We start from the raw sequence: 12,957 nt of genomic DNA, 5'->3' as shown, positions 1-12,957 counted from the left end.
AAATTATGCCACTTGCAAATCAGGCAGCGCCAGTTGCAAAACTGCTGCTTCATTTGCCTGGCTGCGCTCAAGTTCGCCACTGATCTGCCCTTCACGCATGACTATGACGCGGTCGCAAATTCCCAATACTTCAGGCAATTCACTTGACACCACAATCACACAGCAACCACGCTCGGCGACTTCATGAATGATGCGATAGATTTCATTTTTTGCGCCCACATCTATTCCACGCGTTGGTTCGTCCAGTATCAGTACCTTCAAACCTGGTTCTGCCAGCCATCGGGCAAGAATCACTTTTTGCTGATTGCCACCTGACAGCAAACGAATTTCTTGTTCGCGATTCGGTGTCTTTATTTTTAACCTTTGAATAAAGCGATCAGCCAGTTCTGCTTCATGTTTGTGTCTTAAAAAAAGACCTGCCAACAAGCCATGACGGCGACAACTGATATTGATGTTTTCTGCGACGGATGCATCTGCCAGAATACCTTGTTCCTTGCGGTCTTCAGGGCACAAGACGATGCCTGCCTCGATCGCGGCAGCCGGCCCATGATCTGGCACATTGACACCATCCAGCACCACACTGCAACCAGCGTCTTTCTTGTCAGCACCATATAACAGACGCATCAACTCGGTACGGCCAGCGCCAACCAGGCCAAAGAAGCCCAGCACTTCGCCACCGCGCACACTGAAATTTTGAGCCACTTTTAGCGTCTCGCCTTTCAACTGCTTTACCACCAGCCTTTCAGACTGTAGTTGGCGTGGCCGGTAATCGTAAATATCACTGAGTTCACGTCCCACCATGTCGTTGATGAGCACATCCCGTGGCACATCGGCCATTACCGGATGGGTGACGATTTTTTGACCATCGCGAAAGATCGTGCAGGTGTCACAGAGAGCGTATAACTCTTCCAGTCTGTGTGAAATATAGATGATGGTGCGACCTGCTGTACGCAGATCACGTATCAGACGGAACAGAATTTCGCTTTCGCGATATGACAAACTGCTGGTAGGTTCATCGAAGGCAATAACCTGTGCGTCCTGCAGCAAGGCCTTGCATATTTCTGCCATTTGCCTTTGTGCTATCGACAAATCACAGAGCCGGGCATCCGGATCGAGATCCACGCCCATTTGTTGCAAACGCTGGCTTACCTGGCGCCGTGCTTCAACCCTGTTCACGAAACCCAGCTTTTGCGGCAAGCGTCCCAGTAGCAGGTTTTCTGCCACCGTCAGTTCAGGGACATATTGCAACTCCTGATGAATGACTGCGATGCCCGCTGCGATGGCATCACCGGCAGACGAGAAATGACAAGCGCGTCCATTCAACAACAAGCGCCCGCCATCCGGTTTGTACTGACCACCCAGTATTTTCAAGAGTGTCGATTTACCCGCGCCATTTTCGCCAAGCAAGCCATGTACCGTACCCGCATGGGCTTCAAAGCTGACGCCATTAAGTGCTTTCACACCCGGAAAATATTTACACACATCTTCAAACTGAAGAGATGGAGCCTGAGATGATGACATGAGCGACTGTATCCTAGAGTCCGAATTCTGCACGTACATCGGTCTGATTGCGACGTGTCATCAAGACACCGGTAGTCAGTGTCAGTGGCGCAGGAGCCTTGTTTTCAGCTATCCATTTATACATGTTCACTGATGTTTCATAACCATGACGCTTAGGACTGATCAGTACGGTGCCATAAAATCCAGTTGGATTGGGTTTGGCAAATTCATTCAATGCGGTTTTGCTGCCGCCTATGCCTATGCCTATCACGGCATCACTGCGCAAGCCCCTGCCCTCGGCTGCACGCACTGTGCCAAGAACAGCTTCATCATTCATTCCAAAAACCAGCCAACGCTTGAATTTTGTTTGTTTGGTCAAAGCGATATTGGCAGCATTGAAGGCACTTTCTGTATCCGTTTTTGCCTGTGCTGCATCCACAATATTGGTTGCCGGGAAACCCGCAGCCTTTAATGCATCTAATGCCCCCTGAGTACGTTCACGAGCCGTAGGTAACTGATCAAATGCCATCCGCATGGCACCGACTTCAGCCATATTCCAGCCACGTGATTTCAATTCTTCTACCAGCCCCTGCCCAACCTGCTTGCCAATTTCATAGGCCGAAATACCCATGTGCGGAATAGATGCTATTGGCTTGCCACTACCATCGACAAGCTGGTCATCGACCGACATCACTTTCAGGTTATTTCTTTTGGCGGCACGTTCAACCGCCATACCCAGTTTGACATCAGGCGCACAAATCACAAAACCCTGGGCTTTTTGCGCAGCCAGGTTATCTATGGCAGCCATCATTTTCTCACCATTAGCCACGCCTATTTTCACCAGGGAAAACCCTTTTTCCTTGGCAGCCTGTTCTGCATAACGCCATTCATCCTGAAACCAGGGTTCTTCAGCCTGTTTCACCAGAAAACCTATTTTTACAGGATCAGCAGCCTGCGCTGCCGATATTGCTGCAAGACTGAAACAGCCAACAGCTAAAGTGGTGCCGATGACACTCAAGATCTGCGCACTTACTTTTTTTATTGCGTTTTTTATCATCATTGTCTCTTTATTGTTTTTGGGGCTAAGGGCAATACAGAGCCAGCATCACTGTCATCAAACAAGACATCTGCTACTGCCAACGGTGCATCCATCTGCATCGCAAACAAGCTGCCAGCAGCCGGCATACGTAATAACTCTTCGGCACTCATTTCCTGGCGTGCGCTGCTGACCATGAGATAGTCGCCATTGGCGCCACCAAATGCAGGGCAGGTAGGATTTTTGGTCGGCACGGATAGTCTCTGCAGGCAATGCCCATCCGGCGCGTACTGGGCAACACTGCCAGCGCCCCACTCTGCATTCCACAGGCATCCATTACTGTCAATGACAGAGCCGTCTGGATAGGCTTTATCGCCTTCCGGTACGGCAAACAAACGGATATTACTAACACTGGCAGTTTCAGCGTCATAATCACATTGTTGTATGCGACGACTTAATGTGTCGGTAAAGTACATGATCTTGCCATCAAGGCTAAAGCAAATACTGTTGGCAATTGCTACGGCAGGCAAAGCCAGCCGGCGCAAACCATAAGGCATGGAAAACTGGTAAAAACTGGCAATAGGACGTTTTTCTGGCGCTTCATTCATGGTGCCAAATACGAAATAACCACGCCTGTCGGTACGCCCATCATTCACACGTGTGCGAGCTTCTGCCGGATCAACCGCAACCAGTGACTGCACCGCCAACTGGACTGCCGCAGTTGCACTCGCCGTCAACTGTGCAGATGAAGCAGGTGCTCCTGTATTTTTTGGCAAACTGGCAAAACACAGGCGCTTTGCCAAACCAAGCAAAATACGGCCAGAACGACAGTGAGCGAAAGAACCCAGGCGATCTGGCAATCTGTACGTGACCACAGCTTGACCAGGCTTCCAGGTTTGCAGGCTTGCGGCTTCAATATCGGTCCACCACCAGCTTTCTGTGACACCATGCCAGCTCAGGCCCTCACCCAAAGTGGCAGAATGCGCGACGGCCTGTTGCAGACTGCTCGTTTTGTCACTCGATGATGCAATATGAGAAAGTGGCATGACTTCTATAGGTATTCTGTGTAATAATTATGTTTATTGCTAATAGATGCTTGCGTGCCAGCGATCCTGATCGCCAGCAAATTCTTTTCAATACAGACAATAAAATAACAATTCCAACTATCCCGAACAAATATGAATTTTCGTATTATGTATATGAATTTGGCATAGCTCCCAATTTAAATATCAGGAATGGTTTTTCTCCACGCCTTCCCTGATCGTTCTGACAAAATTGCGTGCCTGCACCCTTACTGCTGCAGCATCCATCCCTGGCTTATACAGGGCAGACCCCAGACCAAATCCACTGACGCCAGCCTTCAGGTAAGCCTGCATATTGTCCGGAGTAATCCCACCCACAGGCAAGAGACGCAAGCTGGCTGGCAAGACGGCACGCATGGCGCGTACTATCGGTGGCGTGACCAGTTCAGCGGGGAAAAGCTTGACCGCATCTGCACCTGCGTACATGGCAGCAAATGCCTCCGTCAGTGAACTGGCACCTGGCACGCAATACAGGCCCTGGGTTTTGGCTTCCTTGATGACCTGAACATCAGCGTGCGGCATGACGATCAAGCGCCCACCAGCGTCACGCACCTGACGTACGGCATCCGTACTCAACACCGTGCCAGCTCCCACCAAGGCATCTGCTGGCAGGCAACGGCTCAATATGCCTATCGATTCGAGCGCAGAAGGTGAATTCAGCGGGACTTCTATGATGCGGAAACCGGCTTCATACAAATCAGTGGATAGTGTTTCCACTTCTTCGGGGCGTATGCCACGCAAGATGGCAATCAAGGGCAAATCAGCAAATGCCTGATCGAATGTGGCGGGGATGGTTTTCATGAAATTCTTCCAGATTGCGTGGATGTCTACATTCAGGGTTGCAGCATGCCAGCCGTAACTGCCAGATGCCATAAACCCGCTGGTGCAGTATTGGCCAGCACTGCATCTGGTTTGACACCCAGGCGTGAAAAAGCCAAGGTGTATCGTGCGCAAAGAGAGGCATCGCCTATTACTATCAGTGGTGCATGTGCCAGGCCACGTTCTGAGCGCCAATGCAAACCGGCCAATAATTCATTGGCGATCAACAAGCCAGACAGATAGTCAGCCAGTCCACCAGGTGCCATATCACCCATCAACCCCAGAGTGCGCACACTGAACAATTGATGGCTCAAACCCTGGCCCATCATCTTGCGGGCGGCATCCAGGCCAGCAATGAAGCTGGCATCGTCAATTTCACCATGGTCCGAAGGCATCAGGCGGCCAAGGACTGAATGCTGCTTCAGGACGGCAAACAATTCACCTGTCACGTGCGTGGCAAAAGCATGCACTTTTCCATCTACAATACTGGCCCATTTCGAATGCGTGCCTGGCATGACTATGCATGACTGGCCAGCCCAGTCTGGCTGTCCTTGCAGTGCACCAACAATCTGGGTTTCTTCGCCACGCATGACATCAGGTGCATCGCCGCGATATAACAAGCCCGGCACAATACCCATGCGTGAAGGTACAGAGCGCAAATCTCCTGCATCTATAGATAGGATATTGATAGCAATATCCCGTGCATTTGCCGGACTTTGCACATACGGCACTTCTTGCCAGCCATGCTTGCTGCCGACCATGCCACAAGCCAGCAATGGAGCATCAGGCCAACTTGCCAGCCAGTCGCCCGCCAGTTCCTGCAGTACCTGCACATAAGCTGCTTGTCTGCCCTGCATGACAGAAATACCCGAAGCCGCTTCCCGGCTATCGATAAGCTGACCATTTTGTCCAATCGAGAAAACCCGCAAGCCTGTACTACCCCAGTCAATACCGATCAGGCTGACATTTTCTTTCGCGTCCAAAGGCAGAACTGCCTTGCTTTGTGTGGTATTCATTTCTACCATTCCGCAACACTGCCGTCAGGATGGCGCCATAGCGGATTGCGCCAGTCAGGGGCACGCAGGCTGGCTTCTTTTACGCGTTCTTCATCAATTTCCACGCCCAGACCAGGCTTCGGCAAGGCGGCAATATAGCCATCGGTAATCCGCAAGTCTTCGCGATTGATGACGTAATCAAGCAGCTCTGCATCCTTGTTGTAATGGATACCCATGCTTTGCTCTTGTAAAACTGCGTTATGGGCGACAAAATCCAGTTGCAAACAGGCTGCAAGCGCAATCGGCCCCAAGGGGCAATGCGGTGCCAGGGCAATATCGTAGGCTTCTGCCATTGCGGCAATTTTATGGCATTCGGAAATACCACCAGCATGAGACAAATCAGGCTGGACGATGGCAATGCCCCCCTCCTGGAACACCCGTTTGAATTCAAAACGCGAATACATGCGCTCGCCCGCGGCCAGCGGTATTGAGGTACTTTCTGCCAGGCGCGGATAATATTCTGCCTGCTCTGCCAGCACCGGCTCTTCCACAAACAAGGGGCGGTATGGCTCCAGAGCGCGCAACAAGACCTTGGCCATGGGTGCTGCAACACGACCATGAAAATCAATGCCAAATTCGATCTGGTTACCAAAGGCACCGCGAATTTCAGCAATACGCCCCACAGCTGCATCGACTGCCGCCGCGCTGTCGATGATGCCAAATTCTTCTGTGCCGTTCATCTTGAAGGTATCAAAGCCGGCTTCACGCAAACGGCGAATATCGGCAATCACGTCAGCAGGCCTATCACCTCCAACCCAGCTATAGGTCTTCATGCGGTCACGCACCAGGCCACCCAGCAATTGATATACCGGCACGCCCAGGGCTTTGCCCTTGATATCCCACAAAGCCTGATCAATTCCTGCCATGGCGCTCATGAGAATGGCACCACCACGATAAAAACTGCCGCGATACATGACTTGCCAAAGGTCATTGATGCGGGCCGGGTCTTGGCCTATCAGATAGGGGGCAAATTCCTGCACCGCTGTTTCTACAGTGCGGGCCCGCCCTTCTATGACAGGCTCGCCCCAACCAACGATGCCTTCATCGGTTTCTATCTTCAACAACATCCACCTTGGAGGAACACGGTAAGTAGTCAGTTTTGTTATTTTCATGACGCAATGGCTAAGCAAATGAAGTCATGAGTGTAGATGGGCACTCATGATAAGAAATATGAATTAACTGGCCCAAAGTATATGAATTTGGAATAGCTGCTGACATGACCAGGCAAGACAGGCTCGACGCTGATACACAACTACAGGCTCTCTCGCTCTACCTGTTTGCGTTGGATATCTGCCAGTCCACTACAATCTTTCACAGAAAAATCCTTCACGTCCTGCAGGCTAAAACCTGGTGTTCCAGATCGAAGCGGGAAACTCACCCGTCCAAAATAAGCACGACTCACATCATGTAAAACAAAGGCTGGCCTGCTGTCTGGCTGCACATATTTGATATCCACATGATGTAACTCAAGGTTATTAATATGACGGGCAAACAATGCATGCGCAGGGCTGAGGCCAAACATGCTGGGTTCGGGATAACTACTGGCATTTTCTGGCGGATTGGCAGCTACTTTACCAAGCTCACCACCGCCCTGATGCAAGACATGCATGTTACTGATACGCACATCTTCTATAGGATAGCCAGGCACACCACTGATGATGGAGGCATAGCGTGAATCGGCGCCCGACACTGTGATATTGCTTATATTGATGCGCCGCATGGCACCTGTCACCGCACCATCAGGTGCGCGCAAACGGCTACCAAGACGGATGAATATGGGTGGATTGGTCAAATCACGCATGGTCAGATTGTTGACGCTGATATCCTCAATAATGGCACCGTCGACGCTTTCTATAGCCAGCCCACGGCAGCGCTCAAACACACAATTTGAAATTGCAATATTACGGAAACCGCCGTTTGACTCTGTACCTAGTTTGATGCGCCCAGCCACGCCTTCTTTATCTGGCGCAAATTCTTGCTTGCGCTGGAAACTGCCATCCAGGAAAGTGCCCAGATCAAAGCCAGAAACCTGGCAATTAGTGATACTGATATTTTCGGTAAAGCGTTTGTAGCCCAGTGCGTATGAACTTTTCAGGCATATCGCGTCATCATTGGGGGAATTGATACTGCAATTAGAGATATGAACATTACGGCAACAATCTATATCAAAGCCGTCCCTGTCGGTATCGACTTTTAAATTATCTATCGTCATATTGTCAGCGGCTGTTGCCAGCAAGGCGAAGTGACCGCCATTGAAAATACTGATGTCACGCAAGATAATGTTTTTACAGTTTTTAAGGGCAATCGCTTTATTGCCCTTACCCACCATATCAGCACCATAAGCCTTGCCATTACCACGCTCACCATGCGGATCGCTATTACCAAGACTCAGTGGCATATCACCTGGCTTGGCGGTACGGCGCGGGCCAGGCCCGGCATGCGTTAAACCGGCACCATAGATGAGTCCGCTACCAAGAATAGCGACGTGTTCAAGATTTTCGCCCCAGATCAGACTATTGTGCCAATGGCTATGCCCAAAATCCTGATAGGCATCCCATTCGTTTGGTTCTGCCTCATCGTAACTACCGCCATGCTTTGCAGGGTCTGCAGCAATCAGGGTAGCACCCGCATCCAGATACAGAGTGACATGGCTTTGCAGGCGAATCGAAAAACTCAGGTATCTACCAGCCGGGAAGTACACCGTTCCACCACCTGCTGCCGCAGCAGCTTTAATCGCGCGATTAATGGCATCAGTGTCAAGCTTCTTGCCATTGCCGCTGGCACCGAAACCCCTGACATTAAAATTGCCCACCAGATTGGCATTGCCTACGGTTTTCCCTTGCGCCATCACTGGCAGAGCAAACGTAGGTAGCATGGCAGCTAAGGCTCCTGTACCGAACACGCGCAAAAAGTCGCGTCGCAATCGCGATGATGTCTGCTTATTCAATCTCTTGTCTCCAACTAATCTTTTTAATGGATTTGTCATGGCATTTTTTCTTTTTCATCCACGCAAAATATCAATCGAGATTACCATTAAAAAACTAGGGAACACCCATTCAAAATGTTCAACTTGATGATTAATAGTGAGCAAGTTCCTGAGTATTTCAGACGAAAAGCATCAATTATCCTGATTTGATCTGATGAATAACATATAACACTTAGAAAATCGCTTGAAAAAAGCGAAAACAATCTGCTAATGCTCATCAGCGTGATTACATCACTCCCTGCTGTTGACATGCTTTACCGCCAAATTGATACTCAAAATAATAAGCTGCATTTTTAAAATTGATGTGGCCATAAAAATAGAGACATCTCACACCTCGTCCAATTCAATCAAGCTTCTGCGTCAGATGGACATGGCTCGTTGCCTGGTGTGGGCATTCATCTACTCATTCCCAATTCTTTGTTTGACTATGGTCAGAAGGAAAATGATGAACTCAGTAGTACGATTAGGATTGACTATGCTGGCATTAACCTGCAGCGTAGTCCTGGCACAGGTACAAAATACTGCGTCACCGCAAAATACGCCACAAAGCGCCCCCATCACAGGTGATGCCCTAATGGACAGTTTCGGGCTGACCAGTACCAACAAGGTACAGACCAATAATAGCGTTGCACCACCTAATGCCAACCCCAAGGTGACCCCGCTGAAGGGCGACACCAGCTTCCTGATGTCTGCCTTTCCTTCTACGTCACAAAACAAGCTCAGCTTGTTTACTTCTTATGATGGCACAAGCTTTGTGCCGCTCGCATCAGAAGCATACACACCACCACAGGGCCTGCTGCGCGACCCATCCATTTTGCATGCAGACGATGGCTATTATTATGTGATTTACACGACAGGCTGGGCTGGCGATACGTTTGGCGTCGCCAAAAGCAGCGACCTGCGCCACTGGCAACATGTACGCGATATACATCTGCAATTAGCTGACACAAAGAGCAAGGTCAGCAATGTCTGGGCGCCAGAATGGTTTACCGACAGTGACGGCTCGGTGCACATCGTCGTGTCAGTATCCACACAGGGGACCAAGGGTCCCTTTGGTGCCTATGTGCTGCATGCCCTGGACAAGACATATGCCAATTTCTCACAAGCCCAGGCTATGGCAGGTCTGCAAAATAATTACATTGATACCTTCCCCGTCAAGGATGGCTCACGCTACGTGGTCTTTACTAAAAATGAAACCAGCAAGTACATAGAAATGGCGTCCGCCCCAGCTCTTGCCGGGCCATGGAAAGTGGAAAAAACTGGCGACTGGGCAGGCTGGGGCAAGCCTTCGGAAGGCCAGGCCCTGGTCAAGCTGAAAGATGGCGGCTGGCGCATTTACTTTGACGACTATACGACCAAGCATTACTGGTATTCAGACAGCAAGGACAATTTCAAAACCTGGTCAGCAAAGCAAGAACTGGGTGGCGTATCGGGTGCGGTACGCCATTTCACCGTCATCAGCGAACCGACCAAGGTCCTCGAGCAGGCCACCGCAGCCAAAGCCCCTGCCAGGAAGATCACCTGGGATAAACACTCGCTGATGATAGACGGCAAAAGGGAAATGATCTGGGCCGGTGAATTTCATCCCTTCCGCCTGCCCAATCCCTCACTGTGGCGTGATGTCATACAGAAAATGAAGGCCACCGGCCTCAACACTGTAGCCATTTACTTTGACTGGGGCTATCACTCATCTCGCCCGAATCAATATGATTTTTCCAGCATACGTAATGTAGAACTGGCGATAGAAATGGCAGAACAGGAAGGCATGTATGTCATAGCCCGCCCCGGCCCTTATGTGAATGCAGAGCTGACACTGGGTGGTTTCCCCGGTTATCTGGCCAGGCAAAAGGCGATTGCCCGTACTGATGCTGCCGAATATATGCAGTCTGCTGATGAATGGCTGACCCAGGTTGATGCGATCATCGCGCGCCATCAAATCACCACTGGCGGTGGCACCGTGATTGCCTATCAGTTGGAAAACGAATTATCAAATACCTCGGATACGCATAAGCGCTATATGCAACACCTGGCAGACAAAGCCAGGGCGGATGGCATCAGCGTGCCGCTGTTCCACAATTCTGCCGGTCGCCTGCCTAACTGGACCCCACCCAATTCCAGCGCTCCTTACGCAGTGCCTGGCCCCACTGACTTGTACAGCTTTGACGGATACCCTGGCGGCGGCTGCACCAATACCAAAGAAATTGGCAAACCAAATGTCGTGCCTAACTGGGGTATGTATGGTGAAATCCCTGCCAATACAGGAACTGGGCCTGTCAAGATTGGAGCCCTCGCCTCTCCCAACACACCAGGCTTTGCAGCAGAAATGGGCGGCGGCTGGTTTGATTTCTGGGGCAGCGTCGGTACCTATGACTGTACCGCGCAGCGCACCGGGTCGAAATACGTACGCACATTCTATGGCGCGAATCTGATCAATGGCATTTCCATCCACTCCATCTACATGATGTATGGCGGCACATCCTGGGGCTGGCTGCCAGCGCAAGTGGTGTATACGTCCTACGATTATGGTGCAGCAATTGACGAAGGCCGTGGCTTGCGCGAAAAAGCCCTGACATTGAAACAGATGGGTCATTTTGTAGAAGCCGCAAAATCTGTATTGAGTGCCATGGATAAAGGCGAGGCAATCACCGCTTCCAATCCTGCGGTCAGGCTGTACCACAATATCAGTCCGATGAATGGCTCACGTCTGATTTTCGCCATCCATACCAAGACCGATTCCATCACGGAAGAATTATTCAGCTTCAAGCTCACTACACGTAATGGCAGCTACCAGATTCCGCAGGCAGGTACTTTGCGTATCAAGGACCAGAACGTCAAATTGCTGTTATCTGATTATGCACTGGAGCGCCAGCATCTGGTCTACACTACATCAGATACCCAGACCCACCTGCGACAAGACGAGCGCGATATCGCCCTGCTGTATGGCCGCAAGGGTGAAGATGGTGAAACCGTGCTGCGTTATAAATCAGCGCCAAAAGTCGAAGTACTGGAAGGTGCAGTCAATACAGTCTTTGATCCTAAAAACGGCGATCTGCGATTGAATTATGTGCACAAGGATTTGATACGTGTACGTATCAGTGGTGGCGGCAAAGCAGATTTATTGCTCTTGCTGGCAGATGATGAAACTGGACGCAACTTCTGGCGCCAGGAAACCTCGCACGGTACCGTCCTTGAGCGCTCGCCAGCACTGGTGCGTCAGGCCAGCGTGCAAGGCAGCACCTTGCACCTGAGTGGCGATACTCACGAAAGTAGTAAGCTGGACATATGGGCACCAAAAGCCGTCACGCACATTACCTGGAATACAGTCGCCATCGCCAGCAACAAGAATGTTGATGGCAGTTTGTCGACCGAGCCCCTGACTGGCCCTGCTGACATTGTTTTGCCAAAACTGATGCAACAAACATGGATGCGCCGCATGGATTCGCCTGAGGCAGCCAAAGTATTTGACGACAGCAAGTGGCGCAAGACTGACCTGACCTCTACTGCAGCCACTATCAAGACCACACCACCTGCTGGTCAACCCATACTCAGCATGAGTGATTATGGCTTTCACCATGGCGATGTCTGGTACCGAGGTTACTTCAAGGTTCAGACTAACAAACCACTGCCTGAACAATTGGAAATAAGCTATGGCGGTGGCGGTGCAGGCTTCATGCAACTGTGGCTGGATGGTGTCTACATCGGCGAAAATGAAATGCCGACCGGGAAACCCAAGCCAGACAACTGGGGCACGGCCAACTTCAAGCTGCCCGCCGAGGCATTAAGTGCAGGCGAGCATGTACTGTCTGTCATGGTCAGAAATAATTCCCATAACTGGGATCTGGCAGCGGACGATGAACATAAAGTAGCGCGTGGCCTGATCAGCGTGTCGCTGACGCATGACATCAAAGAAAAATTTGCCACACCAATTACCTGGAAAATCCAGGGTAATAAAGGCGGTGAAGAAATTGCTGATCTGGTACGCGGCCCCATGAATAACGGCGGCCTGTATGGTGAACGTGCAGGCTGGTATTTGCCGGTTGGTGCGAAACCTGATGCCGAGAAAAAAAATAACGGTTGGGAAAAAACCAGCCCCGACGCTGCACCACCAGCGGCAGGTACTTACTGGTTACGTACCAATTTCAATCTGGATATGCCGGCTGGCCATGACGTACAACTAGGCCTGGCCATAGGTGATACCAGTCAGCCACGTTCTGACCGCAGAAATCGCGTCCTGATTTTCGTCAATGGCTGGAATATAGGGAATTTCATTTCCCATATAGGCCCGCAACGTCTTTTCATCCTGCCACCGGGCATATTGAATCCGAATGGTGAAAATACGCTTGCTTTGGCAGTCAGTACCGATGGCAAGCCTGCGAATGCGCTGGAGCCACTGGAATTGGTCAAGATACGCGCAGCCCGTGGTGGTGTACCGCTGGAACTGGTACCAAGCCCTTCCAATCTGCAACGCTGATGACAAAC

Annotated in this window: 8 protein-coding genes; 1 reads left to right on the top strand and 7 read right to left on the bottom strand. The window is 50.7% G+C overall.

What is annotated here, in order from left to right; translation table 11 throughout:
• Window positions 1-3: 3 nt before the first annotated feature.
• The 7 genes from araG to AC3WQT_RS12130 all read right to left on the bottom strand — a co-directional run bounded on the left by araG (window position 4) and on the right by AC3WQT_RS12130 (window position 8,367).
• Window positions 4-1,521, bottom strand: coding sequence for an L-arabinose ABC transporter ATP-binding protein AraG (araG, locus tag AC3WQT_RS12160; RefSeq protein WP_492704194.1), 1,518 nt, complete (start codon window positions 1,519-1,521; stop codon window positions 4-6).
• A gap of 13 nt (window positions 1,522-1,534) precedes the next feature.
• A complete protein-coding gene (locus AC3WQT_RS12155) occupies window positions 1,535-2,557 on the bottom strand; it encodes an arabinose ABC transporter substrate-binding protein (RefSeq protein ID WP_492704568.1) in 1,023 nt (340 codons plus the stop codon).
• A complete protein-coding gene (locus tag AC3WQT_RS12150; RefSeq protein WP_492704193.1) occupies window positions 2,557-3,582 on the bottom strand; it encodes an SMP-30/gluconolactonase/LRE family protein in 1,026 nt (341 codons plus the stop codon). The genes AC3WQT_RS12155 and AC3WQT_RS12150 overlap by 1 nt, the downstream gene beginning before the upstream one ends.
• Window positions 3,583-3,765: 183 nt before the next feature.
• Window positions 3,766-4,419 (bottom strand): 2-dehydro-3-deoxy-6-phosphogalactonate aldolase, encoded by a 654-nt coding sequence (locus AC3WQT_RS12145; protein WP_492704192.1) that lies wholly within the window; start codon window positions 4,417-4,419, stop codon window positions 3,766-3,768.
• A gap of 32 nt (window positions 4,420-4,451) precedes the next feature.
• Entirely contained in the window at window positions 4,452-5,453 is a 1,002-nt protein-coding gene (locus tag AC3WQT_RS12140) for a 2-dehydro-3-deoxygalactonokinase (protein WP_492704190.1), read from the bottom strand.
• Between the two features lie 2 nt (window positions 5,454-5,455).
• A complete protein-coding gene (gene dgoD / locus AC3WQT_RS12135) occupies window positions 5,456-6,604 on the bottom strand; it encodes a galactonate dehydratase (RefSeq protein WP_492704189.1) in 1,149 nt (382 codons plus the stop codon).
• A gap of 140 nt (window positions 6,605-6,744) precedes the next feature.
• Window positions 6,745-8,367 carry a rhamnogalacturonidase gene (locus AC3WQT_RS12130; RefSeq protein ID WP_492704188.1) on the bottom strand — a complete coding sequence of 541 codons (1,623 nt, stop codon included), beginning with the start codon at window positions 8,365-8,367 and terminating at the stop codon, window positions 6,745-6,747.
• A gap of 586 nt (window positions 8,368-8,953) precedes the next feature.
• Here AC3WQT_RS12130 and AC3WQT_RS12125 point away from each other — a divergent pair.
• Window positions 8,954-12,949, top strand: a complete 3,996-nt coding sequence (locus tag AC3WQT_RS12125; protein WP_492704187.1) for a beta-galactosidase — start codon at window positions 8,954-8,956, stop codon at window positions 12,947-12,949.
• Window positions 12,950-12,957: the final 8 nt, after the last annotated feature.

It is taken from the genome of Undibacterium sp. FW305-107 (assembly GCF_058788535.1).
Note: the sequence above shows the minus strand (reverse complement) of the source record. Positions and strands in the feature narration are given on the sequence as shown.

Excerpts from the sequence above, each read along its gene's own strand:
- AC3WQT_RS12150 (WP_492704193.1), bottom strand. The coding sequence starts at position 3,582 with ATGCCACTTTCTCATATTGCATCATCGAGTGACAAAACGAGCAGTCTG.
- AC3WQT_RS12140 (WP_492704190.1), bottom strand. The coding sequence starts at position 5,453 with ATGAATACCACACAAAGCAAGGCAGTTCTGCCTTTGGACGCGAAAGAA.
- AC3WQT_RS12125 (WP_492704187.1), top strand. The coding sequence starts at position 8,954 with ATGCTGGCATTAACCTGCAGCGTAGTCCTGGCACAGGTACAAAATACT.
- AC3WQT_RS12130 (WP_492704188.1), bottom strand. The coding sequence starts at position 8,367 with ATGCTACCTACGTTTGCTCTGCCAGTGATGGCGCAAGGGAAAACCGTA.
- AC3WQT_RS12145 (WP_492704192.1), bottom strand. The coding sequence starts at position 4,419 with ATGAAAACCATCCCCGCCACATTCGATCAGGCATTTGCTGATTTGCCC.
- dgoD (WP_492704189.1), bottom strand. The coding sequence starts at position 6,604 with ATGAAAATAACAAAACTGACTACTTACCGTGTTCCTCCAAGGTGGATG.
- araG (WP_492704194.1), bottom strand. The coding sequence starts at position 1,521 with ATGTCATCATCTCAGGCTCCATCTCTTCAGTTTGAAGATGTGTGTAAA.
- AC3WQT_RS12155 (WP_492704568.1), bottom strand. The coding sequence starts at position 2,557 with ATGATAAAAAACGCAATAAAAAAAGTAAGTGCGCAGATCTTGAGTGTC.